The organism is Allobosea sp. CS1GBMeth4 (assembly GCF_900185715.1).
GTDB lineage: Bacteria > Pseudomonadota > Alphaproteobacteria > Rhizobiales > Beijerinckiaceae > Allobosea.
In genome coordinates, this window is record NZ_FYAS01000013.1 from 122,707 (window position 1) to 147,886 (window position 25,180).

The following is a 25,180-nucleotide window of genomic DNA, read 5'->3' on the forward strand; positions in this document are numbered from 1 at the left end:
TCATGGGCGAAGCGTAGCGTGGAATCGGGCCTCATGCCTGAGCCTCTCCGATTCCAGCTCAGGCATGGGGCCCGGATCAGCGCCGCTGTCGTGGCTCGTTCGGGACGACCTGCTTTTCTTGATCGTCGCCTAGCAAATCCGGCCTTCTCTCGCGCGTGAGCCTCTCAGCCTGCTCGCGCCGCCATCTCGCGATGCGGGCATGGTCGCCGGAGAGCAGCGCCTCGGGCAGGCCCCTGCCCTCCCATTCGCGCGGGCGGGTGTAGTGCGGGTATTCGAGCAGCCCGTTCTCGAAGCTCTCCTCGGCGCCGGAGGCTTCCTTGCCCATCACGCCGGGGATCAGGCGCACGCAGGCGTCGAGCAGCACCAGCGCCGCCATTTCGCCGCCGGAGAGGATGTAGTCTCCGATCGAGACCTCGGTGAGGCCCCGCCCCTCGATCACCCGCTCGTCGACGCCCTCGAAGCGGCCGCAGACGATGACCACGCCTGCGCCGGCGACGAAATCGCGGACCATGAGCTGGCTGAGCGGCCGCCCGCGCGGCGACATCAAGAGGCGCGGGCGGGTATCATCGGCCGGAACCGCCGCATCGATCGCCGCCGCCAGCACGTCGCAGCGCAGCACCATCCCGGCGCCGCCGCCGGCCGGGCTGTCGTCGACCTTGAGATGGCGGCCGATGCCATGCTCGCGGATCTGATGCGTCTCCAGCGACCAGAGCCCGCCGCGCAGGCCCTCGCCCGCCAGCGAATGGCCGAGCGGACCGGGAAACATCTCGGGATAGAGGGTGAGGACGCTGGCGCGGAAGGTCATGGCCTGCTCGGTCACTCTCGATCTGATCCGGGTCATCCCGGGCAAGCGCAGCGCAGGCCCGGATCCACGTCTGAAGCTGCATGGATGAGCGTTCTGGCATGGATCCCGGATCAGCGCAGCTACGCTGCGTGTCCGGGATGACGGGCGCCTGGTTTGAATGCAGAGATTTCAGGCGAAGGCGAGCGCCGGATGCCCGTCCAGCCTCGCATAGTCGCCGACGCTGGCGACGACGTTGTCGAAGGCGGCGAAGGCCTCGGCCGGCAGCATGGTCAGCACCGCGACGGCGCGCATGCCGGCCCGGCGGGCCGCCTCGACGCCGTTCGGCGCGTCCTCGAAGACGATGCAGTCGGCCGGGGCGACGCCCATGCGCTCGGCCGCCGCCAGGAACATGTCGGGATGCGGCTTGCCGCGAAAGCCCTGGCTCGGCGAGACGATGGTGGCAAAGCGCTCGCGCAAGGAGAGCGTGTCGAGGATCAGCGCGATGTTCGGCGGGGCCGCGGCGGTACCGACCGCCATCGGCACGCCATGCTGATGCGCCCGGTCGAGCAGGTCGATCAGACCGCCCACCGGCGCGACGAGCGGGCCGTAGGTCTCGCGGTAGAGGCCTTCCTTCTCCTCGGCGAGCCGGTCGAGCTCGGCCGCGTCGGCGCCGGGGAAATGCGGGCCGATGATGTCGGAGATCGCCATGCCGGCGGTGCGTGCCGAGAAGGTCGCGCGCTCGAAGGGCAGGCCGTATTTGCGGTACCAGACCTCCCAAGCGTCGTCATGGTAGCGCATATTGTCGACGATGGTGCCGTCCATGTCGAAGATCAGCGCCCTGGCCGGCGTCTCAGGCAGCATCGTCATCCTCGAACAATCCGGCCGGAGGCAGGGCCTCGATACGCTTGGCCGCGATGTCGATGCGCGGCGCGAAGGCCTTGGTGAAGGGCATCAGCACCGAGCGGCCATCCGGCGTCTCGATGTCGATGAGGTCGCCGGCGCCGTAATTGGCGACGGCGGTGACGGTGCCGAGCACGGCTCCGTCAGGGCCGATGACCGAGCAGCCGACGAGATCAGCCTGCAGGAACTCGTCCTCGTCCTCGGGCGCCGGCAGGCGCGAGCGCTCGATATGGAGCTTGACGCCGTTGAGCAGCTCGGCCGCCTCGCGGCTGGTCACGCCCTTGAGCCGGGCGACGACAACTTCCTTGGCGGGCCTGATCTCGGCGATCTCGAAACGCCGGCCCTTCTCGTCGACGAGCGGGCCGTATTCGGCGAGCGCCAGCGGATCGGCGGTGAAGGTCTTGATCCGGACCTCGCCGCGGACGCCATGCGGCGCGCCGACGATGCCGAGCAGGACGAGGTCGTCGCTCATGTCAGTTCACGTCATTCCGGGGCATCGCGCAGCGATGAGCCCGGAATCCAGAAGCACTGACGCTAATGAGCGCGAAGCGATGCGACCGCCCCATTCCATAACCGCAACGGTTCTGGGTTCCGGGCTCTGGCCTGCGGCCAGCCCCGGAAAGACAATCGCCCCGCATCAGGCTCACTCGGCCGCGGCTTCGGCCGGGGCGGCGGCCTTCTCGGCCTTCTTCTCGGCACGCTCCTTGGCCTTCTCGCCGGGAACTGCCTTGTTCGGGTTGTTGCGGGCCGGGCGCTTCAGCAGGCCGGCGGCGTCGAGGAAGCGCAGGACGCGGTCGGTCGGCTGGGCGCCCTTGGCGAGCCAGGCCTTAGCCTTCTCGAGGTCGAGCACGACGCGCTCCGGCGAGTCCTTGGCCTTCATCGGGTCATAGGCGCCGATCTTCTCGATGAAGCGGCCATCGCGCGGCGAGCGGGCGTCGGCGACGACGATGCGGTAGTACGGGCGCTTCTTGGCGCCACCACGGGTCAGGCGGATCTTCAGGGACATGGTCTTCTTCCTTCAGTCTTGCTTCACTTGATCGGCCTCAACGACCGGGTTTCACCGTCATGCTCGGGCTTGTCCCGGGCATCCACGTCTTGAACGCCGCCCTCGAGCGGTGAAGACGTGGATGGTCGACACGAGGTCGCCCATGACGTCCCGCCCGAGCGCGGAGGAACAATTCACTTCTTCTTCCCCCCGAACGGGTTGCCGCCGAGCCCGGGCAGGCCGCCGCCCAGTCCCGGAAGCTTGGGCATCATGCCGGCAGGCGGGGTCACGCCCTTGGGCAGACCGGGGAAGCCGCCCGGGGGCAGCGAAGGCAGGCCGCCGCCGAGGCCAGGGACTCCGCCGCCGGCGCCGAGCTGCTTCTGCAGTTCGGCGAGCTGGGCGGGATCCATCTTCGACGGGTCTGGCATGCCGGCCGGCATGCCGCCGCCGAGGCCGAACATGCTGCCGAGCTTACCGAGCATGCCGCCCTTCTGGCGGGACATCTGCTTCATCATGTCCGCCATCTGGCGGTGCATCTTGAGCAGTTTGTTGATCGCCTCGGGCGAGGTGCCGGAGCCGGCGGCGATGCGCTTCTTGCGGCTGTTCTTGAGCAGATCGGGATTGCGGCGCTCGGCCGGCGTCATCGAATTGATGATCGCGATCTGACGGGCGATGACCTTGTCGTCCATCTTGGCGTTGGCGAGCTGGTTCTTCATCTGCGCCATGCCGGGCAGCATGCCCATCAGCCCGCCGAGACCGCCCATCTTCTCCATCTGCTGGAGCTGGGTGCGCAGGTCGCCGAGATCGAAATTGCCCTTGGCGAGGCGCTGCGCCAGCTCCTGCGCCTTGTCGGCGTCGACGGTCGCCGCCGCCTTCTCGACCAGGCCGACGATGTCGCCCATGCCGAGGATGCGGTTCGCGACGCGCGAGGGATGGAAATCCTCGAGCGCGTCGGTCTTCTCGCCGGTGCCGACGAGCTTGATCGGCTTGCCGGTGACGGCGCGCATCGACAGCGCGGCGCCGCCGCGGCCGTCGCCGTCCATGCGGGTCAGCACGATGCCGGTGAGGCCGACGCGGCCGTCGAAGGCCCGCGCGGTGTTGACCGCGTCCTGGCCGGTCAGCGCGTCGGCGACGAGCAGCACCTCGTGCGGATTGGTCGCCGCCTTGACCTCGGCGACCTCGGCCATCAGCGCCTCGTCGAGGGTGACGCGGCCGGCGGTGTCGAGCATGACGACGTCATAGCCGCCGAGCCTGCCGGCCTCGATGGCGCGGCGGGCGATCTGCACGGCACTCTGCCCCGCGACGATCGGCAGCGTCTCGACGCCGACCTGCTTGCCGAGGATGGCGAGCTGCTCCATCGCGGCCGGGCGGCGCGTATCGAGCGAGGCCATCAGGACCTTCTTCCTGTCCCGATCGGTCAGCCGCTTCGCGATCTTGGCCGTCGAGGTGGTCTTGCCCGAGCCCTGCAGACCGACCATGAGGATCGGCACGGGCGGCACGGCATCGAAGCTGATGCCCTCGCCCTCGCCGCCGAGCGTCTCGATCAGCGCGTCGTTGACGATCTTGATGACCTGCTGGCCGGGCGTGACCGATTTCAGCACCTCGGCGCCGACGGCGCGCTCGCGGACCTTGTCGGTGAAGGAGCGGACGACCTCGAGCGCGACATCGGCCTCGAGCAGCGCCCGGCGCACCTCGCGCAGCGCGGCGTTGACGTCGTCCTCGGTCAGCGCGCCCCTGCGGGTCAGACCCGAGAGGATGCCGGAGAGTTTTTCGCTCAGCGTGCCGAACATGCGGTCCTGCTTTGCCTGGCCTCAAGAAGTTGATATCGCTTGGGCCCTCCGCCAAACGGTTTCGCGCCCGAGGGCGCAGACGCGCTGTCGGGCGTTGACCTCCGGGCTCTCGGCGGTTCCAAGCGAACGGCCCGGTCGGCGGATGAGGTTTCGGCGATGTCGGCGAAACGAATGCGCGCGTTAAAGCGGATAAATGCGGCGAAAGTCAAGCTGAAGCGCGCAACAGGCGGCTGCCGCCATGGGAGATTGCACGGGGCGATTGCAAATTCCGCGGCGGCGTGCCTGTTTCGCCTGCCCATCCGGTCAGGCCTTCCCATGGAGATGACATGAAGCTTCCGGTTCTCGCCGCGGCGCTGTTCGCGCTCGGCCTCACCCAGGCGCAGGCCCAGTCCTGCGAAGGCCATTTCTCCGTCGTCGGCACGCCGATGCTGACCGGCCTGACCTACAAGACCTGGGACATCGTGCCGAAGCGCGCCCCGGCCCGCGTGCTGAAGGATCTCGGCGCCGCCGTCTCGGCCGAGGGCTTCGCCGACATGCGCATCGACAACGCCACGAGCTCGGTCCTCGCCATCCAGGAGACGTCCGGCTCCGGCCGTCCGCAGACGCTGCGCATCACCGCCCGCAAGAGCGGCAGCGGCACGCGGGTCGACGCCGTCTTCGTCGTTCAGCAGGGCCAGGTCGCTCCCGAGGGCTACGTCCGCGACGCGCTCTGCCGCGTCATCTCCGGCGCGCAGGGCTGAGCGGAGCGGGCATCGCGGCGCCAGCGCAGGCGCCGCGACAATCCCGCCAGAATCCGCCATTAGGCGGCGACCCGCCGCACCTGGCGGCGGATCGGGATCCGCAGAGATGATGACAAGATCGGGCATTGCCCTGCTCACCGCCCTCCTGCTCGCCGGCTGCGCCGGAACGCAGCGCGAGACCGCGCCGCCGAGCGCCCGCAAGCTGGAGCGCCTCGCCGCCGTGAAGGCGGACCCGGCCGAGGCGGTGCGCATCCTGAACGCCTATCGCGCCGGCAAGGGGCTCGGACCGGTCCGGCTCGATCCGACCCTGACCGCGATGGCCCAGCGCCAGGCCGAGGCGATGGCGGCGGCCGACGACCTCTCGCATGGCGCCGCCGGCAGCTTCACCTCCCGCGTCCATGCGGCCGGCCTCGACGCCGTTCGCGCCGCGGAGAATCTCGGCGCCGGCTACTACTCGACCCAGGAGGCGTTCGAGGGCTGGAAGAAATCGTCCGGCCACGAGGCCAACCTTTCCATGCCGCAGGCGACGCGCATCGGCATCGCCCTCGCCAAGAACCCGCAGACCCGTTACGGCACCTGGTGGACACTGGTGCTGGCCGGCGAGCCGGAGACGCGCAGGGAGATGCCGGCAGGGCCGCTGGTGCCGGTGCGCGGCGGCGGGACGACGTTCCGCTGGGGCACGCCGCTTTAGGTGGACCATTGCAGGAGGGAAGGAAATTCCTAACATTTCCTGCGGGGGCCGTGATGATCACGAGCAAGGCGCAGACGACGATTCCCCAGCCGGTCCGCGCCGCCCTCAAGCTCAGGGAGGGCGACGAGATCGCCTATGTGATCGACGAGGGCCGCGTCGTGATCAGCAAGGCGAGTTCACCGACCGCCGAAGACCCTTTCGCGACCTTCGGCGAATGGGACAGCGAGGCCGATCGGAAGGCTTATGCCGAGCTTTGAGCAGGGCGACATCGTCCGCGTCCCGTTCCCCTATACGATCGTCCGACACGCCAGCACCGACCGGCTCTCGTCGTCTCGGCCGGCGGCATTGGAGACGGCAGGGCTCTGCTCTGGGTGGTGATGATCACCAGTGCCGAGAACCGCGCCTGGCCCGGCGACATACCGGTCGGAACGAAGTACCGCGACGCGGGCCTGCCTGCGCCGTCGACGATCCGGCCCTGCAAGATCGCAACGATCGAGGCCCGCCATGCGCAGGCGGTCGGACGTGTTGGGACAAGTCAGCTCGCCGAGGTCATGGCGACGCTGAAGGGCCATCTGGGCGCAAGATAGCTCTTTACAAACGTCCCCGGCTGGTGATGGCTCTGGTCTTTATCGGAGCCTTCACACCATGACCTTCGAAAGCTGGGCGGCCTTCGCCGCCGCCACCGCCGTCCTTCTCGTCATCCCCGGCCCCACCATCCTGCTGGTGATCTCCTATGCGCTCGGCCAGGGCTGGCGCACCGCCTTCCCGATGGCGGTCGGCGTCGCGCTCGGCGACTTCACGGCGATGACCTTGTCCATGCTCGGCGTCGGGGCGCTGCTCGCGACCTCGGCCACGATCTTCACGGCGCTGAAATGGGCGGGCGCCGCCTATCTCGTCTATCTCGGCGTCAAGCTCTTCCGCGCCGGCGGCAGCCTGAACGCCGAGCCCCGGCGCGACGCGACACCGGCCCTGAGAATGCTCGGCCATGCCTGGCTGGTGACAGCGCTGAACCCGAAGGGCATCACCTTCTTCGTCGCCTTCCTGCCGCAGTTCCTCGATCCCAGGGCGGATTTCTGGACGCAGATGCTGATCTTCGAGGCGACCTTCATCTCGCTCGCCTTCGCCAACGCGCTCGGCTACGCGCTGATCGCCTCGCGCGCCCGGGCCGTCGTCGGCAATCCGCGCGCGATCGGCCTGTTCAACAAGGCGGGCGGCACCTTGCTGATCGGCGCCGGCATCGCCACCGTGGCGATGCGCTCGGGCAGCAATTGAGGCAGCGGATGAGCGGCAGCGACGCGGATACGCTCGGCTTCTACGCGGCAGAAGCCGAGATTTATGCGGGGCGCGCCCGCGAACTCGGCGAGGCCCGGCTGCGGCGCTTCGCCGAGTTGGTCCCGCGCGCCGGCCAGGTGCTCGAGCTCGGCTGCGGCGGCGGGCAGGACAGCGCGGCCCTGCTCGCGCTCGGCCTCGACGTCACAGCGACGGACGGCGCGCCCGAGCTCGCGGCTCAGGCGGAAGGGCGGCTCGGCCGCCCGGTCCAGGTGCTGCTCTTCGAGGATCTGGTGGCGGAAGCGGCCTTCGACGGCGTGTGGGCGAATGCCTGCCTCCTGCACGTCCCGCGCCAGGCCTTGGCCGGGATCCTCGCCCGGGTGCACCGAGCGCTGCGCCCGGGCGGTGTCTTCTATGCCAGCTACAAGGCTGGCGAGGCGGAAGGGCGCGACCGCTTCGGCCGCTACTACAACTACCCGGACGCCGCCTGGCTGCGCTCGGCCTATGGCAGCGGGCTCTGGCACAGCCTCGACATCGCCGAGGACATGGGCGGCGGCTATGACCGGGAGCCGACGCGTTGGCTGCACGCGACCGCGATCAAGTTGTCTTGAAGCGGCAGGCCCGGCCTTGACGCCGCCCGCTCCGCACACAACCTGCCGAGGTCATGACCCGCCGCAAGCTCCTGCGCCTCCTCGGCATCCCCGCTTTGCTCGGCTCCTCGGGGCTGGCCTGGGCGTCCTATGCGCGCACGCGCAATCCCTATTACCAGGGCCCGGTCAGCGACCATTTCGACGGGGTGATCTTCAGCGACGGTCGGCCTGTCACGAAAGGCCTGGCGGACGTGCTGCGCTGGCAGCTCTCGAAGCGCGAGCGCGAGGTCTTCCCGCCCCGGTATCCGGCCCCGCCTCAGGACAAGCCGCCGGCACGCGTCGAAGGCCTGCGTGTCGTCCATCTCGGCCACGCCTCCTTCCTCTATCAGATCGCCGGGCTCAACATCCTGGTCGATCCCGTCTATTCCGAGCGCGCCAGCCCCTTCGCCTTCCTCGGGCCGAAGCGGGTGAACGCGCCGGGGGTCGCCTTCGGCGACCTGCCGACGATCGATGTCGTGCTGGTGACGCACAATCACTACGACCATCTCGACATCGAGACGCTGGCGCTCGTCCATGCCCGGGACAATCCGCGGATGATCATGCCGCTCGGCAACGACGCGATCGTCAAGGCGCGCGACGGCTCGATCCGGGCCGAGGCGCATGACTGGGGGGCGCGGCTGGCGCTGTCGGATAAGGTCGCCGCGACGCTGGTGCCGAGCTATCACTGGTCGGCCCGCGGCGCCTTCGACCGGCGCATGGCGCTGTGGTGCTCCTTCGTGATCGAGACGCCGGCTGGCAAGCTCTTCCATATCGGCGACACCGGCTATCATGACGGCTCGCTCTACGAGCGGCTCGGCCGGGAGCACGGACCGTTCCGTCTGGCGGCGCTGCCGATCGGCGCCTATGAGCCGCGCTGGTTCATGAGCGACAACCACATGAATCCGGAAGAGGCGGTCAAGGTGATGCGCTCACTGCGGGCCGAGCAGGCGCTCGGCCACCACTGGGGCACCTTCCAGCTCACCGACGAGGGGGTCGACAGGCCGGTCGCGGCCCTCGAAGTCGCGCTGGCCGAGGCCGGCGTACCGAAAGAGCGCTTCCGGCCGATGCAGCCGGGGCTGGTCTGGAAGGCGTGAGGCGCCTGCCGCCTATTTCGGCTGGACGTAGACGTTGATCTCGAGGTTCGGGTCGCCCGGGTCCTTGAGGTCGCTGACATATTCCTCGAGGAAGGCGTCCTTCACGACGATGTTCTTGGCCTCGAGATAGGCCGTGATCGTCTCATAGGTCGAATCGATGTCGTCGTAAGGCGCGGTGTGGACGAAGCGCAGCGAGCGGCCGACCGGCGACTGGCCGTTGCGCACGCCGTTGGCGAGGGCCGTCGCCGCGTCCGCCGCCCTGTCGACCGGCAGCATCGCCTCGTATTTGAAGCCGTTGTCGTCCGTCTCGACGAACAGGGTCAGCGGCCTGCCGGCGACCTTGAGGCCGGCCTTCTCCGCCTCGCCGCGCAGCAATGCGATGGCCTCCGACAGCTTCTGGAAGCCCTGGTCCCAGCTGGCCTGCCCCGCGAGCAGCAGCACGGGCTTGGCGGTCAGCTGGATCTCGTCGACATCGGAGGGATCGCCCTGCCTGCCGGCGAGCGTCGCGTTCGGATTGGGTACGCCGGTCTGCTGTTGCTGGACCGGCGGCGCCGGCTGCGGGTTGGGCAGAGACGGCGGCGGCTGCACGGGTTGCGGCTCGATCGGGACCTGTGGCGTCGGCGCAGGCTGGACCGGCTGCGGCACGACCTGCCCCTGAGGAGCCGGCGGCGGCTGCACCGGCTGGGGCTCCGCCTGCGCGGGCGCACCGCCCTGACTACCCTGCGCCGGAGCCTGCTGGGCGGGCTGCGTCGCCTGCGCCTGCGTCGCTCCCGGCGGCGCGGCCAGCGGCGAGCTCTCCACGGCCGAAGGCGGCGCCACGCGCGTTTGCGCCGCGGCCGGACAGGCCAGGGCGAGCGCCAGGAGAAGCGCGCTGAAGCTCGACTGCCGCATGACCGAATATCCCGCGCTGACACGACCGATTCGTGCCGCGCCGCAAGCTACGATGATCCCGCTACGGCAGGAAGATCGGCAAGGGTGGCATTTTTTCGGCGGCTGCCTCATATACCCGCATCATCATGGACGTGTGACGATATGAACGCTCTCGCCAATCGCCGGTTCCTCAAGATGAACGGCCTCGGCAACGAGATCACCGTGCTCGACCTGCGCGGGACGAAGCATGTCGTCACCGCGGCCGAGGCGCGGGCCATCGCGCGCGAGGAGCGGGCCCGCTTCGACCAGCTGATGGTGCTCCACGATCCCAAGGCGCCCGGCACCGACGCCTATGTCCGCATCTACAATACCGACGGCTCGGAAGCGGGCGCCTGCGGCAACGGCACGCGCTGCGTCGCCAGGGCGATGACCGCGGACCCCCAGATGGGACAGGCCGGCCGCGACAGCCTGCTGCTGCAGACCAGGGCCGGGCTCCTGCCGGTGACGCGCCAGTCGGATTCCGTCTTCACCGTCGACATGGGTTCGCCGCGGCTCGCCTGGGACGAGATCCCTCTGGCCGAGCCCTTCGAGGACACCAGCCGCTTCGAACTCCAGATCGGGCCGATCGACGCCCCGATCCTGCACACGCCCGGCGCCGTCAGCATGGGCAATCCGCACGCGGTCTTCTTCGTCGACGATCCCTATCGCTTCAACCTCGAGCAGATCGGGCCGCTGCTGGAGAACCACCCTATCTTCCCGGACCGCGCCAATATCGGCCTCGCCGCCGTCAAGGCGCCGGACCATATCGTTCTGCGGGTCTGGGAGCGCGGCGCCGGCATCACCCGGGCCTGCGGCTCCGGAGCCTGCGCGGCCCTGGTCGCCGCCGTCCGCCGCGAGCTCTGCGACCGGAAGGCCACCGTCAGCCTGCCCGGCGGCGACCTCGTGATCGAATGGCGCGAGAGCGACGGCCATGTGCTGATGACCGGGCCGGCCGCGCTCGACTGGGAAGGCGTTCTGGAGCCTCGTCTCTTCGCCGCCGTCGCCTGAGATGGCTGTCGAGCTTGTCTCCTTCGGCTGCCGGCTCAACCTCGTCGAGAGCGAGACCATCGCGCAGCGGGCGGGCGCGGCGGGTCTCGCCGACGTCGCCGTGGTCAACAGCTGCGCCGTGACCGAGGAGGCGGTGCGCCAGGCCGGCCAGGCGATCCGCCGGCTGGCGCGCGAGCGGCCGGAGCGGCCGATCGTCGTCACCGGCTGCGCCGCCCAGATCGAGCCCGGACGCTTCGCCGCCATGCCGGAGGTGGCGCGGGTGCTCGGCAATGCCGAGAAGCTCGAGGCGGCGAGCTGGCGCGCCATCGCCGGCTCGAACAGCCTGCACGCCGGGGCAACGGCCGAGGACCCGGCCGGCAAGATCGCCGTGGGCGACATCATGCAGGTGCGCGACACCGCCCCCCACGGCACAGGGGCGCTCGGCCGGCATACGCGCAGCTTCCTGCAGGTGCAGAACGGCTGCGACCATCGCTGCACCTTCTGCGTCATCCCGCTCGGGCGCGGCAATGCCCGCTCGGCGCCGGTCGCCGAGGTCGTCGCCCAGGCGCGCCGCCTCGTCGAGGGCGGCGCCGGCGAGATCGTGCTGACCGGCGTCGACCTGACCAGCTACGGCCGGGAGCGCCCGGACGGGCCGACCCTCGGCGCCCTCGTCGCGGCAATCCTGTCGGCGCTGCCCGAGCTGAAGCGGCTGCGCCTGTCCTCGCTCGACGCCGTAGAGGTCGACGGCGATCTGCGCGCCCTGATCGCCGACGAGCCGCGATTGATGCCGCATCTGCATCTGTCGCTGCAATCCGGCGACGATCTCGTGCTGAAGCGGATGAAGCGCCGCCACAGCCGGGCGCAGGCGGTCTCCTTCTGCCGGCAGATGCGCGGCCTGCGGCCCGAGATCGTCTTCGGGGCCGACCTCATCGCCGGTTTCCCGACCGAGGACGAGGCGATGTTCGCCCGCACGCTCGCACTGATCGAGGAATGCGGGCTGAGCTATGTCCACGGCTTTCCGTTCTCGCCGCGGCCCGGCACGCCGGCGGCACGCATGCCGCAGGTCGCCGGCGGCGAGATCAGGGAGCGGGCCGCCAGGCTGCGCCAGGCGGCGGAAGCGGCCCACAGCCGGCATCTCGCCGCCCGAATCGGCCGCCCGCTCCGGGTGCTGACCGAGCGCGGCGACACCGGCCGGGCCGAGGACTTCACCCTGGTTCGCTTCGGCCGCAGCGTCGCGCCCGGGCAGATCCTGCCGGTGACAGCCCATGCTCACCTCGGCAAATCGCTCCTGGCTGCTTGACCGGGCCGCCCATGCCGCCCATAGCCCGCAACGCCTCATCCGTCTCGCCGCCGTCGCATTCCGGAACTAGCCCGTGACCATGACAAGTCCGCTCCGCCTGTCCGCTGTCCTCGCCGCCCTCATGTTCGCCGGGAGCGCCGCCGCGCAATCCTATGGCGATGCCGCGACCGGGCTCTCGGTCTCGCCGCCCGCCGGCTTCAAGGCGGAAGCCGGCAGGCCGCATCCGCAATTCGAGGTGACGATCGACATCAGCTCGAAGACCGGAACGCCGAAAGCGGTGAACAGCACCGGCCAGCTCTGCACGCTCGGTTTCAAGAGCGAGCCGCAGAACGCGGTGCTGACGCGCGAGGTCATCAACGCGCAGATGGCCAAGCCCGAATGGCAGCAACTCTATCGCACCATGTTCGAGAACGTCGGCACCGTCTCCGACCTGAAACTGTTCGAGCATCAGGGCTTCAGCGGCATCGAGCTGATCGTCTCGCCCAAGGCCGGCCCAAACGCGCAGAACGTGCGCATGTTCGCCTCGGCCATGGAAACGGCGAAGGGCCGGACCGCGCTGATCTGCGTCACCGATCAGGCGAGCCTCGCCGCCGCGCTGCCGCAGTTCAAGGCGCTGCGCGCGACGATCCACGCGCCGGAATAGCGCTGCCGGTCAGCGCTTCTCGACGGCGACCTCCTCGCGCAGGGCCCGGCGCAGGACCTTGCCGACATTGGTCTTGGGCAGCGTCTCGCGAAAGATGATCTGCTTGGGCACCTTGTAGCCGGTCAGGTTCTCCTTGCAGAAGGCGCGCAGCTCATCGGCCGTGGTGGCGCCGTCGCGCTTGACGACGAAGGCCGTCACCGCCTCGCCGGAATGCTCGTCGGGCAGGCCGATGACGGCCGCCTCCAGCACGCCGGGATGCTTGGCGAGCACATCCTCGACCTCGTTCGGATAGACGTTGAAGCCGGAGACGAGGACCATGTCCTTCATCCGGTCGACCACCTTGACCTGCCCGTCGGGGAGGAGGACGCCGATGTCGCCGGTGCGGAAGAAGCCGTCCGCCGTCATCACCTTGGCGGTCTCGTCCGGCCGGTTCCAGTAGCCGGCCATCACCTGCGGTCCGCGGATGCAGATCTCGCCGGGCTCGCCCGCGGGCAGGTCGTTGCCCTCGGCATCGCGGATGGCGAAATCGGTCGAAGGGAGGGGAAAGCCGATGGTGCCCGTGAACTCGGAGATGTCGGTGCGGTTGACCGAGGCGACCGGCGAGGTCTCGGACAGGCCGTAGCCCTCGATGATCGGCCGGCCGGAGACCTCCTTCCAGCGCTTCGCGACGGCGGCCTGCGTCGCCATGCCGCCGGCGATGGCGAAGCGCAGCTCGGAGAAGTCCACGTCCTTGATGTCGGGGTGGCTGGCGAGGGCGTTGTAGAGCGTGTTGACGCCGGAGAAGAGCGTGAACCGGCTCGCCTTCAGGATCTTGATGAAACCGGCGATGTCGCGCGGATTGGCGATCAGCAGCCCCTTGGCGCCGATCCGCAGCATGAACATGCAGCAGCAGGTCAGGGCGAAGATGTGGTAGAGCGGCAGCGCCGTCACCATGACGTGCTGGTAGTCGCTGCGCCCGTGCGGCGGCTCGAGCTCCCAGCCCAGCCAGAGCGCGCATTGCGCCACGTTGGAGGCGACGTTGCGATGCGTCAGCGTCGCCCCTTTGGCGACGCCGGTCGTCCCGCCGGTATATTGCAGGAAGGCGGCGTCCTCCGGCGCGACCGTGACCGGGCTCATCGTGCCGGGCCCGGCCAGGATCGTCCTGAGCGGCACCGAGCCCGGCAGGTCGAACGGCTTGACCACCTTCTTGATCTTGCGGGCGACGAAATTGACGATGGTGCCCTTGAAGCCCATCAGGTCGCCCGCGGTGGCGATGACGACGGCATCCAGCTTGAGATTGGGCCGCGCTTCCTCCACCACATGGGCGAAGTTCTCGATCACCACCAGCACGCGCACGCCGGCGTCGTTGAGCTGGTGCGTCAGCTCGCGTGCGGTGTAGAGCGGGTTCACGTTGACGACGGTGTAGCCTCCGATCAGGGCGCCGAAGATCGTCGCCGGATAGGCGAGGATGTTCGGCATCATCAGCCCGATGCGGTCGCCCTTCCGGAAGCCCCGCGCCTGCAGCCACGCGGCGAAGGCCCGCGCCGCGCGACCGACCTCCGCGAAGCTGATCGACTTGCCGAAGCTCTCGAAGGCCTGCCGGTCGGCATAGGTCTCGCAGGAATGGCGGATCAGGTCCGCGAGCGTACCGACCTTGCTCTCGTCGATGGTGGGCGGCACGGCCGGCGGATAATGCGCCAGCCAGGGCCGGAAATCGGCCGCCTGCGCCGCTGAAACTGCCGTCATCGTCATCCTCCCTCGGCGACCCGCCCTGTTCCCGGGCGTGGGTACGGCACGGCATGCGCCCGGCCACGCCGGCCGCGTTCCGCAGCTTCTGATTGTCTGGCGTTACACTGCGCAAGCCAAGCGGCGGGCGCAAGCGCCCGCCGCGATAAAGTTTACATATAAACCTTCTCGTCGCAACCGGTCGGATGCGCGCGAACGAGCGGCGCAACGGACTCTAGCGCGCCTGCGCCATCGCCTGCGCCGCGACCACCGCGTCGGCCGGCTTGCCCGCGAGCTCGGCGAGATGGTCGAAGCGGGCGCTGAAGGAGCCGACGCCCGCCGTCGCCGAACGCAACTCGACGATCAGGCCGCCCATTTCCGCCTCGGGTATCAGCGCGTTGATCTGGTCCCAGCCGCGCCAGCCGGGGCGTGCATCATAGCCGAGGATCTGGCCGCGCCGGGCCGAGACGATGGCGGAGGCCCGCGACATCGCATCGGAGGGGATCACGATCTCGACCGCCAGGATCGGCTCCAGCAGCACCGGCTTGGCCTGCGGACAGGCCTCGCCCATCGCGATCCGCGCGGCCTGGCGGAACGCCATGTCGGAGGAATCGACGGTGTGATAGGAGCCGTCGGTCAGCGTCACCTCGATGTCGACGAGCGGAAAGCCGAGCGGGCCGCGCTGGCAGTAGTCGCGCACGCCGGCCTCGACCGAGGAGATGTACTGCTTCGGCACCACGCCGCCGGTGATGCGGTCGACGAAGCGGATGCCCTCCCCCCGCGGCAGCGGGGCGATCTCGAGCACGACGTCGCCGAACTGGCCGTGGCCGCCGCTCTGCTTGCGGTGCCGGCCGCGGGCGCCCGCCCTGGCGCGCAAGGTCTCGCGATAACCGATCTGGGTCGCATGGCTGTCGACCGTGACGCCATAGCGCCCGGCGAGCCGTTCGAGCGCGACGCGCAGATGCATCTCGCCCTGGCCGGAGAGGCGCATCTCGCCGAATTCGGGGCGATGCTCGAGCGCCAGCGCCGGGTCTTCCTCGACCAGCTTGGCGAGGCCGGCGGTCAGCCTGACGTCGTCCTTGCGGTCCTTGACGCCGACCGCGAGCGCATGGACCGGCTCCGGCGGCGCCACCGCGCTGATCACGTCGGGCCGGGCCTTGCCGACGGCGATCGCGTCGCCCGTCCGGACGCCTTCCAGCCGGGAGAAGGCTGCGATCTCGCCCTCCTCGGCGGCCGGCCGCCGCTGCTGCTCGGCCCCCTTGAGCTCGAGCACGCCGCCGATGCGGGCCTCGACGCCGGCGGAGGAGGTCAGCACGTCGCCCTCCGCCATGCGCCCGCGCAAGACGCGCACCAGGGAGAGCTTGCCCCCCTGCCCGGACTGCCAGGTCTTGAGCACGAGGGCGAGCGGCGCACCGCCGTCGACGACGCCGATGCGCCCGCGCGTCGTCGCCAGCGCAGGCGCCTCGTGCCGGAGCGCCTTGAGCAGGCGGGTGACGCCGTTGCCGCGCTCGGCCGCGCCGATCAGGACAGGCACCACATGGCGCTCCTTGAGCTCGCGGGCGAGATCGTCGAAGACGAGATCGCGCGGCGGCTCGATGTCGCCGAGCAGGCCTTCCATCAGCTCGTCGTCGTAATCGGCGAGCTTTTCCAGCATGGAGAAGCGGGCGTCGCGCTCGCGCTCGACCTCTTCGGGGGCGAGCGGCACGATCTCGCTCGGCGCATGCTCGCGATAGATGAAGGCCCGCTCCAAAGCGAGGTCGATGAAGCCGACGGCGATGCCGTTGCGCCAGATCGGAATCTGCCGGAGCAGCAGCGGGGTCCGGGACGCGCGCTGCAGCAGCGCGAGCGTCTCGCGCACGCGCCGGGAGGCGGCGTCGATCTTGTTCAGGAAGAGGAAGCGCGGAATGTCCGCCTCCTCGAGCTCGCGCAGCACGAGCTCCAGCGCCGGAGCCTTGCGGTCGTCGGCCTCGCAGACCACGACCGCGGCATCGACCGCCGGCAGGACGTGACGCATCTCGTGCAGGAATTCGACGGAGCCGGGGCAGTCGATGAAGGTGAAGCGCTCGCCCATGAAGTCGACGCTGGCGACGTTGGGCTCGGTGCTCATCTGGTGGGAACGGGCTTCGGGCGAGGCGTCGCCGACGCTGTTCCTCGTCTTGACGGAGCCGGCGCGCGAGACCGCGCCGCAGCGCTCCAATATGCTCTCGAACAGGCTGGTCTTGCCGCTCTGAAAGGGACCGACGATCGCGATGCATCGCGGCCCCCTGCCTCTGTCTCCGGATGAGCGTCCTCCATTGCCGGGCGTCGCAGCCATGTCGTCCTCCTTCGGTTCAGGCCGCACGGCCGCCGGCCTCAGGCCTCGGGTCGGGAGCGGCGATTGACCGGCGGGAACGGGGATGAGCGCCCACGCCGGCGAGGCGGCGGTCGCTCGGGCCCGACTGGGTCGGGCGGCCGTCGAAGAGGGATGTCGAGGGTCAGGTTCGCGCCGTTCCGGAGCCGGCGCAAGCGGAATGTTGCCGCGCCTGTTCGGTGTCGGCCCGCCGGCGCGCGCCCGGCGCGCCCCGCCTCAGCGATTGCGCCTCTGCCCGCGCAGCGTCGGCAGGCCGATGCCGACCGCATCGAAGCCGCCGTCGACGGCGAGCACCTGGCCGGTGACGTAGCTCGACCGCTCGCTGCACAGGAAGAAGATCGCCTCCGCCAGTTCCTCCTCCAGCCCATAGCGGGCGAGCGGGATGGCATCGTGATAGTCGGCGCGGATCTCGGGGCTGTGGACGGCCCTGGCCATCGCGGTCTCGACCGGGCCGGGGGCGACGGCGTTGACCCGTATGCCGAGGCCGGCGAGCTCGACCGCCTGCTGCCGGGTGAGATGGGCCAGCGCCGCCTTGCTGGTGCCGTAGGCGACGCGCAGCGTCGAGGCGCGCAGGCCCGATATGGAGGTGATGTTGACGATGGCGCCGCCGCCGGTGTCGGCCATCACCGGCGCCGCGGCCTGGGTGGTCAGGAACGGCCCGTCGAGATTGACCGCGAGCACGCGCTGCCATTCGGCGTAGCTCGTCTCGAGAAGCGGCTTGAACACGGCGGTGCCGGCGTTGTTGACCAGGGCGTCGAGCCGGCCGAAGCGCTCGACCACCGCATCGATCGCCTCCGCGACCTGCCCGGGCACGGCGACGTCGCAGCCGATCGACATCGTCGCCGTCGGCGCGTCGAGATCGGCCATCGCCACCGCGAGCTCAGGCTCGTCGATATCGAGCAGCGCGACGCGCCAGTTGTCGGCGAGGAAGCGTTTCGCCGTCGCGAGTCCGATCCCGCGCGCGGCCCCGGTGACGAGGGCGGTCCTGATCGAACTCTCGGGCATGGTGCGTCTCCACGATCTCGCTGCTGCCGCCTGCATACAACCCGGCGCCGCCGGCCGGAAGCGCTCAGCGGAACGCCGCGACCAGCAGGAACGAGCCGGAGAGCAGCATCATCCCGTCGAGCAGGAGCTCGAAGGTGCGCGCCTCCATGCGCAGCACCAGCGCCTTTCCGACGAAGGCGCCTAGCATCAGGGAGGCGCCGACGATGAGTCCTTTCGCGACGATCGCGGGCGGCATCGCTCCGAAGGTCCGGAAGGTCGCGACCTTGGTCAGATAGACGAACAGCGAGGTGGCCGCCTCGGTCGAGAGCAGCGCGCCCTTGGTCAATCCGAAGGCGGCGAAGGCGGGAATGCTGAGCGGCCCGGTCGACAGCACCAGCCCGGTCAGGAAGCCGATCGCCGCGCCGGCGCCGGCCAGCTGCCAGAGGCCGAGCCGGATCCGGCGGGCCGCGAGCCAGCGCCGGCCGGGGATCATCAGCAGGAAGAACAGGCCGAGACCGATGTCGATCGCCGCCGCCGGCAATTGCAGCAAGGTCCGGGCGCCGAGCATCGCCGCAGGCACGCCGGGCAGCGCATAGGCGAGGAAGGCGCGCCAGTCGACCTCGCGCCACCAGGCGAGGACCCGCGCCAGATTCGCCATCACGGCGGCCACAGCCATGATCGGCACCGCCTGCTTCGGCCCGAACGACCAGACCAGCACCGGCAGGAGAATGATCGAGGAGCCCGTCCCGACCACGCCGCCGACGACGCCGGCGAACAGCCCGACGAGGAGGGTGAACAGCGATGCATAGGACAGGATCTCGGCCGGCATGCCGCTCCTCCGTCGCCCTGCCGGCGGAATCGTGCAAGCCGACCGGGCTCGCACCGGGCCGAGCGCCGGAGCGTCTCGACAAATCCGCCGCGCTCCTGTAAGGCCACGGCCTCAACTGAAAACAGCGAGCCGTAACGCCCGCGCCCAACGCGCGAACACGGCCATGGAGAAAGCCATGAACATCATCGAGCAGCTCGACAAGGAGCAGATCGCCAAGCTCGCCCAGAGCAAGGAGATCCCGCACTTCCAGCCCGGCGACACCGTGCAGGTCAACGTCAAGGTCAAGGAAGGCGAGCGCAGCCGCGTCCAGGCCTATGAAGGCGTCGTGATCGCCCGCAATGGCGGCGGCCTCAACGAGAGCTTCACCGTCCGCAAGATTTCCTATGGCGAGGGCGTCGAGCGCGTCTTCCCGCTCTACTCGCCGAACCTCGACTCGATCAAGGTCGTGCGCAAGGGCAAGGTCCGTCGCGCCAAGCTGTATTACCTGCGCGATCGCCGCGGCAAGTCGGCCCGCATCGCCGAGCGCGTCGACGCCAAGGGCGGCAAGGACGAGGCCAAGTAAGAGCCCTCCTCCCGCACCGGATTTTGAAACGCGGCCTTCGGGCCGCGTTTTTCGTTTCAGGCAATGGCTGCAAGCCGTTCCAGCAGCAGCCGCACGTCGCTTTCAGTCTGGTAGAGCCCGAAGCCTACGCGCAGGCGGTCGCCGCGCAGGTCGACGGTGATCGCGGCCTGCTTCAGCTTCTCGTGCCAGAGCGCCGCATCGGCATGGCGGAAGGTCAGGAAGTTGCCGCGCGCCGGATCGCCCAGCGGGACGACCAGATTGTCCAGAGCGAGCATGCCGCAGGGCCGCTGCGCCAGGCCGTCGGCGAAGATCGCCTGCAAGGCGAGAGCATGGGCGTGGATCGCCGACGCATCGAGCCCCTTGGCGTCGAGCCAATCGAACATCGCGCCCATGCGGTAGAGGCCGGACGGGTCGAAGGTCGCGCCCATGAAGCGCCAGCCGTTCTCGGCATAGCCGATCTCGCCCTGAGCGCCCGAGAGCGCGCCGAAGGAGGCGTACCAGCCGGTATCGCGCGGACGCATGGCGAAGCCGGGCGGACAATGCATGAAGCAGGCGCCCTCGCCCGACATGGCGTATTTGTAGCCGCCGGCGATGTAGAAGGCCTTGTCCGCTATGGCCGAAAGATCGGTCGGCCGCGCCAGGAAGCCGTGATAGCCGTCGATGACGACGAGGCGGCCGGGCGCCGAGACGCCGTCGACCAGCGCTTCCAGATCGGTCAGCGCATAGCCGGAATTGAAGTGGACCTGGCTGACGAAGACCAGGTCGGGGCCGGGACCGCGCCGCGCCGCCGCGACCAGCCGCTCCGCCAGCCCGGCGAAGGGCTCGGCCGGCACGACGGTGAGCTCGATCAGCCCCTCCTCGGCGAGGCGCTCGGCCTGGCGCCGGAAGGAATGGAACTCGCCATCGCTGGTCAGGATGCGCGGCGTGCGCTCGCGCGGCAGACAGGAGATCAGCCGGTTGACGAATTCATGGGTGTTGTTGGCCGGGACGAGCCCGTCGATTCCCGCTAGGTTGAGATGCCGCGCGACGCCCTGCGCCACCTTGCGCCAGACCGGACCGAGCACCTCCTGCCATTTGCCGTCGACGAGGCGGGCGGCATCGTCCCAGGCGCGCAGATGCGCCGCGCGCGTCGCGTCCGGCCAGAAATGATGGCTATGGGCGGCAAAATGCAGCCTGGCCGGCCAGCTCTGGCGGAAATGCGAGAACTCGCCGGAAAGATCGAGGGGCGGATGGGCGGGCGTCGCGGGCACATCGGTCATCTGGTCCATCGCCATCCTCACGCGCTTTCGCAGCCTTGCCGATCCGGCCGAATACTTTAAATTTAAAATATCTGGCGCCTTGGCTCGGTCAAGGCGCATGCCAGCGAGGGCGGCGCGAATGACCAGCGGGACAGGCGACCACCGGAGCCGGATCGAACCCGGCATCGAGACCGATTTCAAGGAGCGGATGGATTACGGCTCCTATCTGCGCCTCGACCTCCTGCTCGCGGCGCAGAAGCCGCTGAGCGACGCGCCCGACGAGTTGCTGTTCATCACCATCCACCAGGTCCAGGAGCTCTGGCTGAAGCTCGCCGCGCATGAGCTCGACGGCGCCATCGCCGCGATCAGGGCCGACGAGTTGCAGCCGGCCTTCAAGTCGCTGGCCCGGGTCTCGCGCATCCAGGCGCAGCTGATCAGCGCCTGGGACGTGCTCTCGACCATGACGCCGGCCGACTATCTCGCCTTCCGCCCGGCGCTCGGCCAGTCCTCGGGCTTTCAATCGCACCAGTACCGCGCGCTCGAATTCCGCCTCGGCGCCAAGGACCCGCGCATGCTGGCGATGCACCGGCATCATCCCGAGCACCACGCCCATCTGCAGGCGCTGCTGGAGGCGCCGAGCCTCTACGACGAAGCGCTGCGGCTGCTCGCCCGCCGCGGCCTGCCGATCCCGGCCGACTGCACGGAGCGCGACTGGAGCCGTCCGCATGTCGCGAACGAGGCGGTGAAGGCCGCCTGGCTGACGATCTATCGCGACACGCAGCACCATTTCGACCTCTACGAGCTCGCCGAGGAGCTGGTCGACGTCGAGGACCAGTTCCAGCAATGGCGCTTCCGCCACATGAAGACGGTCGAACGCATCATCGGCTTCAAGCAGGGGACCGGCGGCTCCAGCGGCGTGACGTTCCTGCGGACGGCGCTGGAACGCTCGTTCTTCCCGGAGCTGTGGCAGCTGCGCAGCGAATTGTGACGCCGCCGTCTTTCCGGGCTCAGGCCTGCGGCCTGCCCCGGAAAGACGGCGACCTACTCGTTGTTGCCGAACGTCATGTCCCGCCGGGCCGTCAGGATGCTGATCGAATAGCCGGCGATCACGTCGACCAGCGCCATCAGGGTGATGATCACGAAGGTGCCGGTGCCGAAGCCGGGGATGAACAGGAAGATCAGCCCGCAGGCGATGAACACCACCATGGACAGGCCATGGTTGAGGATAGAGCTCGACTTGGCGCTGGTCGCGTTCATGATCTCGAAGAACAGGACGATGGTCGCGATCGCGAGCAGGAGCTCGCTGACCGTGAGCACGAAGGCGGTGCCCGACGGCAGGCCGATGCTGAGAAGCTCGCGCGAGAGCGGGATGCCCAGCGCCGCGACGGTGACGCCGTAGGCGATGACCGCCAGCAGCATGAAGGGAAAGAAGCGCGCCATCGCATCACCATCGCGTCCGCCGGCGCTGCCGCTCTTTCATGGCAGGCCGGGAGCAGCTAGATAACAGCCCTGCGCGGAACGCGCTACGCGGCTTCGGCCGCGGCAGCCGTATCGCGTTGCCGGTGCAGTTTGGAACTGGTAGAAGCACGCCATGACGATGAGACGGCAGCATGGGGGCGAAGTCCGGCGCGTGATGCGCCGCACGCTGAACCCGCGCCGTTTTCCGACCACCCAGGGCTTCGCCGCGCTGCACGACCATGCCCGCCTGCCCTGGCGCTTCTTCGGCCGCTTCACGGCCTCGCTCGCAGCCGGCCTTACCTGCGCCTGAGACCGGCCCGGCGGCCGGCGACAGGCCGTTGCGACGCGCATGCCGGCCCTCCGGGCCGCACCCTGACTTCCACACCGAAGGCGATTTTCAAGCCATGACTGCGACCAAGGCTCCCACCACCCTCTACGACAAGATCTTCGAGGACCACGTCGTCGACCGCCAGGAAGACGGCACCTGCCTGCTCTATATCGACCGCCATCTCGTCCATGAGGTCACCAGCCCGCAGGCCTTCGAGGGCCTGCGCATGACCGGCCGCAAGGTCCACGCCCCGCACAAGACGCTGGCCGTCGTCGACCACAACATCCAGACCACCGACCGCTCCAAGGGCATCCAGGAAGAAGAGAGCCGGATCCAGGTCGAGGCGCTGGCGCAGAACGCCCGGGATTTCGGCGTCGAGTATTTCAACGAGCTCGATATCCGCCAGGGCATCGTCCACATCGTCGGCCCCGAGCAGGGCTTCACCCTGCCAGGCACCACCATCGTCTGCGGCGACAGCCACACCTCGACCCACGGCGCTTTTGGAGCTCTCGCCCACGGCATCGGCACCTCGGAGGTCGAGCATGTGCTCGCCACCCAGACCCTGATCCAGAAGAAGGCCAGGAACATGCTGGTCCAGGTCGACGGCACGCCTGCTCCGGGCGTCGGCGCCAAGGACATCACGCTGGCGATCATCGGCGAGATCGGCACCGCCGGCGGCACCGGCTCGGTGATCGAATATGCGGGCGAGGCCATTCGCGGCCTGTCGATGGAAGGCCGGATGACGGTCTGCAACATGTCGATCGAGGGTGGTGCCCGCGCCGGCATGGTCGCGCCGGACGAGAAGGCCTACGCCTATCTGAAGGACCGCCCGAAGGCGCCGAAGGGCGCCGCCTGGGACGAGGCGCTGCGCTATTGGGAGACGCTGCGCTCCGACGAGGGCGCCCATTTCGACCGCATCGTCAGGCTCGACGCCGGCAACCTGCCGCCGATCGTCTCCTGGGGCACGAGCCCCGAGGACGTGATCTCGGTGACCGGCGCGGTCCCCGATCCCGAGCAGATCGAGGACGAGGTCAAGCGCGCCTCGAAGAAGCGGGCGCTCGAGTATATGGGCCTGACCGCCGGCACGAAGATGACGGAGATCCCGCTCGACGTGATCTGGATCGGCTCCTGCACCAATGGCCGCATCGAGGATCTGCGCACCGTCGCCAGGATCGTCGAGGGCAAGAAGATCCATGAGAGCCTGGACTACGCCATGATCGTGCCGGGCTCGGGCCTGGTGAAGCAGCAGGCGGAGGCCGAGGGGCTCGACAAGATCTTTCTCGCCGCCGGCTTCGAATGGCGCGAGCCGGGCTGCTCGATGTGCCTCGGCATGAACCCGGACCAGCTCAAGCCGGGCCAGCGCGCCGCCTCGACCTCGAACCGCAATTTCGAGGGCCGCCAGGGTTATCGCGGCCGCACCCACCTCGTCTCGCCGGCGATGGCGGCGGCGGCGGCCCTGACCGGCCGCTTCGTCGACGTGCGCACGCTGGGCTGAAGCGGCCGGGTTCGCGGGAGGACGTCATGAGCACCGATCCCCGCGACGCCGCCCGCGCCAAGGAGGCCAGGGAGGCGCTCGATCGCGTCAAGCGCGACTCCGAGAGCTTCCTCGGTTCCTCGATGGGCCGTGCGGCCGACCATTTCTCCGGCAGGGACGCGCCGGAAGGCGACAGAATAGAGCTCTGGGGCCGGCGCATCGGCCGCTTCCTCTCGCTGATCGCCTTCATCGGCCTGTCCTGGTGGCTCGGGCATCAATTGAAGATCTGGTGATGGGCTCCGTTCCGTCGATCAAGACAGCCGCTTCGGCGCAAAATCCGCAGGGTCTCGACTGGGACGGCGTGCGCGCGCCCTCGCTCGCCGAGTTCGAGGAGCTGGCGCAGGCGGCCTATGACCGCCTGCCCGAGGATTTCCGCAAGCTCTGCGCCGACCTCGTCATCAACGTCACCGAGTTCCCCGAGGACGAGGTGCTGAAGGAGCTCGAGGCCGAGAGTCCCTTCGACCTGCTCGGTCTGTTCTCGGGTGTCGGCCTGCCGCAGCAGGGCTACGCCCCGCAGACCGGGCAGATGCCCAACACCATCCATCTCTACCGGCGGCCGATCCTCGATTACTGGGCCGAGCACGACGAGAGCCTCGGCGCCATCGTCACCCATGTGCTCGTCCACGAGATCGGCCACCATTTCGGCTTCGACGACGACGACATGGACGCGATCGAGCGCGCGGCGGGCTGACCCGCCGGCGCGAAGCCGCTTCAACCCTTCTCAGGAGTACCCGCCATGCAGCCCTTCACCAGCCTGACCTCGACCCCCGCTCCGCTGAAGGTGATCAATGTCGACACCGACATGATCATCCCGAAGCAGTATCTGAAGACGATCAAGCGCACCGGCCTCGGCACCGCGCTGTTCTCGGAGATGCGCTACAGGGAGGACGGCTCGGAGAACCCGGACTTCGTCCTCAACCAGCCGGCCTATCGCAAGTCGCAGATCTTGGTCGCCGGCGACAATTTCGGCTGCGGCTCGTCGCGCGAGCACGCGCCGTGGGCGCTGCTCGATTTCGGCATCCGCTGCGTGATCTCCACGAGCTTCGCCGACATCTTCTACAACAACTGCTTCAAGAACGGCATCCTGCCGATCATCGTCAGCCAGGAAGAGCTGGAGAAGCTGTTCGACGACGCCGACCGCGGCTCGAACGCGACGCTGACGGTCGACCTCGAGAACCAGACGATCAAGGGCCCGGATGGCGGCGAGATCCGCTTCGAGATCGATCCGTTCCGCAAGCACTGCCTGCTCAACGGCCTCGACGACATCGGCCTGACGCTCGAAAAGGCGCCGAAGATCGAGGCCTATGAGGAGAAGCTGAAGGCGCGCGCCTGGGCGTGAGCGAGGGGCGTCATCCCGGCCGCAGCGAAGCGGAGAGCCGGGAATCTCCTGAAAGAGATGCTCGGGTCTGCGCTTCGCTGCGCCCGAGCATGACGCCAAGGCTTAGAGCCGGATCCGATCAGATTGATGCAAT

29 protein-coding genes are annotated in these 25,180 nt (G+C 69.1%); 17 read left to right on the forward strand and 12 right to left on the reverse strand.

Going from position 1 to position 25,180, the window contains the following annotated elements; genetic code table 11:
- Positions 1 to 76 precede the first annotated feature (76 nt).
- The 5 genes from trmD to ffh form a co-directional block, all read right to left on the reverse strand.
- Positions 77 to 805, reverse strand: coding sequence for a tRNA (guanosine(37)-N1)-methyltransferase TrmD (trmD, locus tag CS1GBM4_RS07040; protein WP_186418053.1), 729 nt, complete (start codon positions 803 to 805; stop codon positions 77 to 79).
- Positions 806 to 973: 168 nt separating this feature from the next.
- Complete coding sequence (locus tag CS1GBM4_RS07045; protein WP_210201548.1) at positions 974 to 1,651, reverse strand: HAD-IA family hydrolase; 678 nt, start codon at positions 1,649 to 1,651, stop codon at positions 974 to 976.
- Entirely contained in the window at positions 1,635 to 2,156 is a 522-nt protein-coding gene (gene rimM, locus CS1GBM4_RS07050) for a ribosome maturation factor RimM (RefSeq protein WP_186417989.1), read from the reverse strand. Before rimM ends, CS1GBM4_RS07045 begins: the two co-directional genes overlap by 17 nt.
- Positions 2,157 to 2,327: 171 nt before the next feature.
- On the reverse strand, positions 2,328 to 2,690 hold the full coding sequence (rpsP, locus tag CS1GBM4_RS07055; RefSeq protein ID WP_186417990.1) for a 30S ribosomal protein S16: 363 nt from the start codon (positions 2,688 to 2,690) through the stop codon (positions 2,328 to 2,330).
- Between the two features lie 173 nt (positions 2,691 to 2,863).
- Complete coding sequence (gene ffh, locus CS1GBM4_RS07060) at positions 2,864 to 4,459, reverse strand: signal recognition particle protein (protein WP_186417991.1); 1,596 nt, start codon at positions 4,457 to 4,459, stop codon at positions 2,864 to 2,866.
- A 326-nt stretch (positions 4,460 to 4,785) separates the two neighbouring features.
- On the opposite strand from ffh, the gene CS1GBM4_RS07065 reads away from it, so the two are divergent.
- The 7 genes from CS1GBM4_RS07065 to CS1GBM4_RS07095 all read left to right on the forward strand — a co-directional run bounded on the left by CS1GBM4_RS07065 (position 4,786) and on the right by CS1GBM4_RS07095 (position 8,882).
- A complete protein-coding gene (locus CS1GBM4_RS07065; protein ID WP_186417992.1) occupies positions 4,786 to 5,199 on the forward strand; it encodes a hypothetical protein in 414 nt (137 codons plus the stop codon).
- A 106-nt stretch (positions 5,200 to 5,305) separates the two neighbouring features.
- A complete protein-coding gene (locus CS1GBM4_RS07070; RefSeq protein ID WP_186417993.1) occupies positions 5,306 to 5,890 on the forward strand; it encodes a CAP domain-containing protein in 585 nt (194 codons plus the stop codon).
- A 53-nt stretch (positions 5,891 to 5,943) separates the two neighbouring features.
- Complete coding sequence (locus tag CS1GBM4_RS07075) at positions 5,944 to 6,147, forward strand: type II toxin-antitoxin system PrlF family antitoxin (protein WP_186417994.1); 204 nt, start codon at positions 5,944 to 5,946, stop codon at positions 6,145 to 6,147.
- Positions 6,148 to 6,252: 105 nt separating this feature from the next.
- Complete coding sequence (locus tag CS1GBM4_RS07080) at positions 6,253 to 6,477, forward strand: type II toxin-antitoxin system PemK/MazF family toxin (protein WP_244607105.1); 225 nt, start codon at positions 6,253 to 6,255, stop codon at positions 6,475 to 6,477.
- Positions 6,478 to 6,535: 58 nt separating this feature from the next.
- Entirely contained in the window at positions 6,536 to 7,162 is a 627-nt protein-coding gene (locus tag CS1GBM4_RS07085) for a LysE family translocator (RefSeq protein WP_186417995.1), read from the forward strand.
- A gap of 8 nt (positions 7,163 to 7,170) precedes the next feature.
- Entirely contained in the window at positions 7,171 to 7,770 is a 600-nt protein-coding gene (locus CS1GBM4_RS07090) for a class I SAM-dependent methyltransferase (RefSeq protein WP_186417996.1), read from the forward strand.
- A 53-nt stretch (positions 7,771 to 7,823) separates the two neighbouring features.
- Positions 7,824 to 8,882: an MBL fold metallo-hydrolase gene (locus tag CS1GBM4_RS07095; protein WP_186417997.1), complete on the forward strand. Its 1,059-nt coding sequence runs from the start codon at positions 7,824 to 7,826 to the stop codon at positions 8,880 to 8,882.
- 12 nt (positions 8,883 to 8,894) lie between these two features.
- Here CS1GBM4_RS07095 and CS1GBM4_RS07100 read toward each other — a convergent pair whose 3' ends face one another.
- On the reverse strand, positions 8,895 to 9,773 hold the full coding sequence (locus tag CS1GBM4_RS07100; protein ID WP_186417998.1) for a GyrI-like domain-containing protein: 879 nt from the start codon (positions 9,771 to 9,773) through the stop codon (positions 8,895 to 8,897).
- 141 nt (positions 9,774 to 9,914) lie between these two features.
- On the opposite strand from CS1GBM4_RS07100, the gene dapF reads away from it, so the two are divergent.
- From dapF to CS1GBM4_RS07115, 3 genes are all read left to right on the forward strand, one after another.
- Positions 9,915 to 10,799 (forward strand): diaminopimelate epimerase, encoded by an 885-nt coding sequence (gene dapF / locus CS1GBM4_RS07105; RefSeq protein WP_186417999.1) that lies wholly within the window; start codon positions 9,915 to 9,917, stop codon positions 10,797 to 10,799.
- A 1-nt stretch (position 10,800) separates the two neighbouring features.
- Positions 10,801 to 12,078 (forward strand): tRNA (N(6)-L-threonylcarbamoyladenosine(37)-C(2))-methylthiotransferase MtaB, encoded by a 1,278-nt coding sequence (gene mtaB, locus CS1GBM4_RS07110; protein WP_186418000.1) that lies wholly within the window; start codon positions 10,801 to 10,803, stop codon positions 12,076 to 12,078.
- A gap of 73 nt (positions 12,079 to 12,151) precedes the next feature.
- Positions 12,152 to 12,721, forward strand: coding sequence for a hypothetical protein (locus CS1GBM4_RS07115; RefSeq protein ID WP_186418001.1), 570 nt, complete (start codon positions 12,152 to 12,154; stop codon positions 12,719 to 12,721).
- 9 nt (positions 12,722 to 12,730) lie between these two features.
- Here the strand turns inward: CS1GBM4_RS07115 and CS1GBM4_RS07120 are convergent, their stop codons facing one another.
- The 4 genes from CS1GBM4_RS07120 to CS1GBM4_RS07135 all read right to left on the reverse strand — a co-directional run bounded on the left by CS1GBM4_RS07120 (position 12,731) and on the right by CS1GBM4_RS07135 (position 18,588).
- Positions 12,731 to 14,446: an AMP-binding protein gene (locus CS1GBM4_RS07120; RefSeq protein ID WP_244607097.1), complete on the reverse strand. Its 1,716-nt coding sequence runs from the start codon at positions 14,444 to 14,446 to the stop codon at positions 12,731 to 12,733.
- 214 nt (positions 14,447 to 14,660) lie between these two features.
- Complete coding sequence (locus tag CS1GBM4_RS07125; RefSeq protein ID WP_186418003.1) at positions 14,661 to 16,739, reverse strand: elongation factor G; 2,079 nt, start codon at positions 16,737 to 16,739, stop codon at positions 14,661 to 14,663.
- A gap of 252 nt (positions 16,740 to 16,991) precedes the next feature.
- A complete protein-coding gene (locus tag CS1GBM4_RS07130) occupies positions 16,992 to 17,780 on the reverse strand; it encodes an SDR family oxidoreductase (protein ID WP_186418004.1) in 789 nt (262 codons plus the stop codon).
- A 64-nt stretch (positions 17,781 to 17,844) separates the two neighbouring features.
- Positions 17,845 to 18,588, reverse strand: a complete 744-nt coding sequence (locus CS1GBM4_RS07135) for a sulfite exporter TauE/SafE family protein (protein WP_186418005.1) — start codon at positions 18,586 to 18,588, stop codon at positions 17,845 to 17,847.
- A gap of 175 nt (positions 18,589 to 18,763) precedes the next feature.
- Between CS1GBM4_RS07135 and rplS the strand changes: the two genes are divergently transcribed.
- Positions 18,764 to 19,150 carry a 50S ribosomal protein L19 gene (gene rplS / locus CS1GBM4_RS07140; RefSeq protein ID WP_186418006.1) on the forward strand — a complete coding sequence of 129 codons (387 nt, stop codon included), beginning with the start codon at positions 18,764 to 18,766 and terminating at the stop codon, positions 19,148 to 19,150.
- 56 nt (positions 19,151 to 19,206) lie between these two features.
- Here the strand turns inward: rplS and CS1GBM4_RS07145 are convergent, their stop codons facing one another.
- Positions 19,207 to 20,418 (reverse strand): aminotransferase class V-fold PLP-dependent enzyme, encoded by a 1,212-nt coding sequence (locus CS1GBM4_RS07145; RefSeq protein WP_244607098.1) that lies wholly within the window; start codon positions 20,416 to 20,418, stop codon positions 19,207 to 19,209.
- A gap of 109 nt (positions 20,419 to 20,527) precedes the next feature.
- Between CS1GBM4_RS07145 and kynA the strand changes: the two genes are divergently transcribed.
- On the forward strand, positions 20,528 to 21,376 hold the full coding sequence (kynA, locus tag CS1GBM4_RS07150; protein WP_210201549.1) for a tryptophan 2,3-dioxygenase: 849 nt from the start codon (positions 20,528 to 20,530) through the stop codon (positions 21,374 to 21,376).
- A 53-nt stretch (positions 21,377 to 21,429) separates the two neighbouring features.
- On the opposite strand, the gene CS1GBM4_RS07155 is transcribed toward kynA, so the two are convergent.
- A complete protein-coding gene (locus CS1GBM4_RS07155) occupies positions 21,430 to 21,828 on the reverse strand; it encodes a hypothetical protein (protein WP_186418008.1) in 399 nt (132 codons plus the stop codon).
- Positions 21,829 to 21,979: 151 nt separating this feature from the next.
- On the opposite strand from CS1GBM4_RS07155, the gene CS1GBM4_RS07160 reads away from it, so the two are divergent.
- The 5 genes from CS1GBM4_RS07160 (at position 21,980) to leuD (ending at position 25,047) form a co-directional block, all read left to right on the forward strand.
- Positions 21,980 to 22,156 carry a hypothetical protein gene (locus CS1GBM4_RS07160; protein WP_186418062.1) on the forward strand — a complete coding sequence of 59 codons (177 nt, stop codon included), beginning with the start codon at positions 21,980 to 21,982 and terminating at the stop codon, positions 22,154 to 22,156.
- A gap of 94 nt (positions 22,157 to 22,250) precedes the next feature.
- A complete protein-coding gene (leuC, locus tag CS1GBM4_RS07165) occupies positions 22,251 to 23,669 on the forward strand; it encodes a 3-isopropylmalate dehydratase large subunit (RefSeq protein ID WP_186418009.1) in 1,419 nt (472 codons plus the stop codon).
- Between the two features lie 26 nt (positions 23,670 to 23,695).
- Positions 23,696 to 23,941: a hypothetical protein gene (locus tag CS1GBM4_RS07170; RefSeq protein ID WP_186418010.1), complete on the forward strand. Its 246-nt coding sequence runs from the start codon at positions 23,696 to 23,698 to the stop codon at positions 23,939 to 23,941.
- Positions 23,941 to 24,399 (forward strand): metallopeptidase family protein, encoded by a 459-nt coding sequence (locus CS1GBM4_RS07175; RefSeq protein WP_186418011.1) that lies wholly within the window; start codon positions 23,941 to 23,943, stop codon positions 24,397 to 24,399. Before CS1GBM4_RS07170 ends, CS1GBM4_RS07175 begins: the two co-directional genes overlap by 1 nt.
- A gap of 45 nt (positions 24,400 to 24,444) precedes the next feature.
- Positions 24,445 to 25,047, forward strand: a complete 603-nt coding sequence (leuD, locus tag CS1GBM4_RS07180) for a 3-isopropylmalate dehydratase small subunit (RefSeq protein WP_186418012.1) — start codon at positions 24,445 to 24,447, stop codon at positions 25,045 to 25,047.
- Positions 25,048 to 25,180: the final 133 nt, after the last annotated feature.

What these genes read in the sequence shown, in the direction of transcription:
- CS1GBM4_RS07155 (WP_186418008.1), bottom strand. Translation starts at nt 21,828, where the DNA reads ATGGCGCGCTTCTTTCCCTTCATGCTGCTGGCGGTCATCGCCTACGGC.
- CS1GBM4_RS07120 (WP_244607097.1), bottom strand. Translation starts at nt 14,446, where the DNA reads ATGACGGCAGTTTCAGCGGCGCAGGCGGCCGATTTCCGGCCCTGGCTG.
- leuD (WP_186418012.1), top strand. Translation starts at nt 24,445, where the DNA reads ATGCAGCCCTTCACCAGCCTGACCTCGACCCCCGCTCCGCTGAAGGTG.
- kynA (WP_210201549.1), top strand. Translation starts at nt 20,528, where the DNA reads ATGACCAGCGGGACAGGCGACCACCGGAGCCGGATCGAACCCGGCATC.
- dapF (WP_186417999.1), top strand. Translation starts at nt 9,915, where the DNA reads ATGAACGCTCTCGCCAATCGCCGGTTCCTCAAGATGAACGGCCTCGGC.
- CS1GBM4_RS07070 (WP_186417993.1), top strand. Translation starts at nt 5,306, where the DNA reads ATGATGACAAGATCGGGCATTGCCCTGCTCACCGCCCTCCTGCTCGCC.
- trmD (WP_186418053.1), bottom strand. Translation starts at nt 805, where the DNA reads ATGACCTTCCGCGCCAGCGTCCTCACCCTCTATCCCGAGATGTTTCCC.
- CS1GBM4_RS07085 (WP_186417995.1), top strand. Translation starts at nt 6,536, where the DNA reads ATGACCTTCGAAAGCTGGGCGGCCTTCGCCGCCGCCACCGCCGTCCTT.
- CS1GBM4_RS07130 (WP_186418004.1), bottom strand. Translation starts at nt 17,780, where the DNA reads ATGCCCGAGAGTTCGATCAGGACCGCCCTCGTCACCGGGGCCGCGCGC.
- ffh (WP_186417991.1), bottom strand. Translation starts at nt 4,459, where the DNA reads ATGTTCGGCACGCTGAGCGAAAAACTCTCCGGCATCCTCTCGGGTCTG.
- CS1GBM4_RS07135 (WP_186418005.1), bottom strand. Translation starts at nt 18,588, where the DNA reads ATGCCGGCCGAGATCCTGTCCTATGCATCGCTGTTCACCCTCCTCGTC.
- leuC (WP_186418009.1), top strand. Translation starts at nt 22,251, where the DNA reads ATGACTGCGACCAAGGCTCCCACCACCCTCTACGACAAGATCTTCGAG.
- CS1GBM4_RS07160 (WP_186418062.1), top strand. Translation starts at nt 21,980, where the DNA reads ATGACGATGAGACGGCAGCATGGGGGCGAAGTCCGGCGCGTGATGCGC.
- rplS (WP_186418006.1), top strand. Translation starts at nt 18,764, where the DNA reads ATGAACATCATCGAGCAGCTCGACAAGGAGCAGATCGCCAAGCTCGCC.
- CS1GBM4_RS07065 (WP_186417992.1), top strand. Translation starts at nt 4,786, where the DNA reads ATGAAGCTTCCGGTTCTCGCCGCGGCGCTGTTCGCGCTCGGCCTCACC.
- CS1GBM4_RS07095 (WP_186417997.1), top strand. Translation starts at nt 7,824, where the DNA reads ATGACCCGCCGCAAGCTCCTGCGCCTCCTCGGCATCCCCGCTTTGCTC.
- CS1GBM4_RS07125 (WP_186418003.1), bottom strand. Translation starts at nt 16,739, where the DNA reads ATGGCTGCGACGCCCGGCAATGGAGGACGCTCATCCGGAGACAGAGGC.
- rimM (WP_186417989.1), bottom strand. Translation starts at nt 2,156, where the DNA reads ATGAGCGACGACCTCGTCCTGCTCGGCATCGTCGGCGCGCCGCATGGC.
- CS1GBM4_RS07100 (WP_186417998.1), bottom strand. Translation starts at nt 9,773, where the DNA reads ATGCGGCAGTCGAGCTTCAGCGCGCTTCTCCTGGCGCTCGCCCTGGCC.
- CS1GBM4_RS07090 (WP_186417996.1), top strand. Translation starts at nt 7,171, where the DNA reads ATGAGCGGCAGCGACGCGGATACGCTCGGCTTCTACGCGGCAGAAGCC.
- CS1GBM4_RS07075 (WP_186417994.1), top strand. Translation starts at nt 5,944, where the DNA reads ATGATCACGAGCAAGGCGCAGACGACGATTCCCCAGCCGGTCCGCGCC.
- rpsP (WP_186417990.1), bottom strand. Translation starts at nt 2,690, where the DNA reads ATGTCCCTGAAGATCCGCCTGACCCGTGGTGGCGCCAAGAAGCGCCCG.
- CS1GBM4_RS07175 (WP_186418011.1), top strand. Translation starts at nt 23,941, where the DNA reads ATGGGCTCCGTTCCGTCGATCAAGACAGCCGCTTCGGCGCAAAATCCG.
- mtaB (WP_186418000.1), top strand. Translation starts at nt 10,801, where the DNA reads ATGGCTGTCGAGCTTGTCTCCTTCGGCTGCCGGCTCAACCTCGTCGAG.
- CS1GBM4_RS07145 (WP_244607098.1), bottom strand. Translation starts at nt 20,418, where the DNA reads ATGGACCAGATGACCGATGTGCCCGCGACGCCCGCCCATCCGCCCCTC.
- CS1GBM4_RS07045 (WP_210201548.1), bottom strand. Translation starts at nt 1,651, where the DNA reads ATGACGATGCTGCCTGAGACGCCGGCCAGGGCGCTGATCTTCGACATG.
- CS1GBM4_RS07170 (WP_186418010.1), top strand. Translation starts at nt 23,696, where the DNA reads ATGAGCACCGATCCCCGCGACGCCGCCCGCGCCAAGGAGGCCAGGGAG.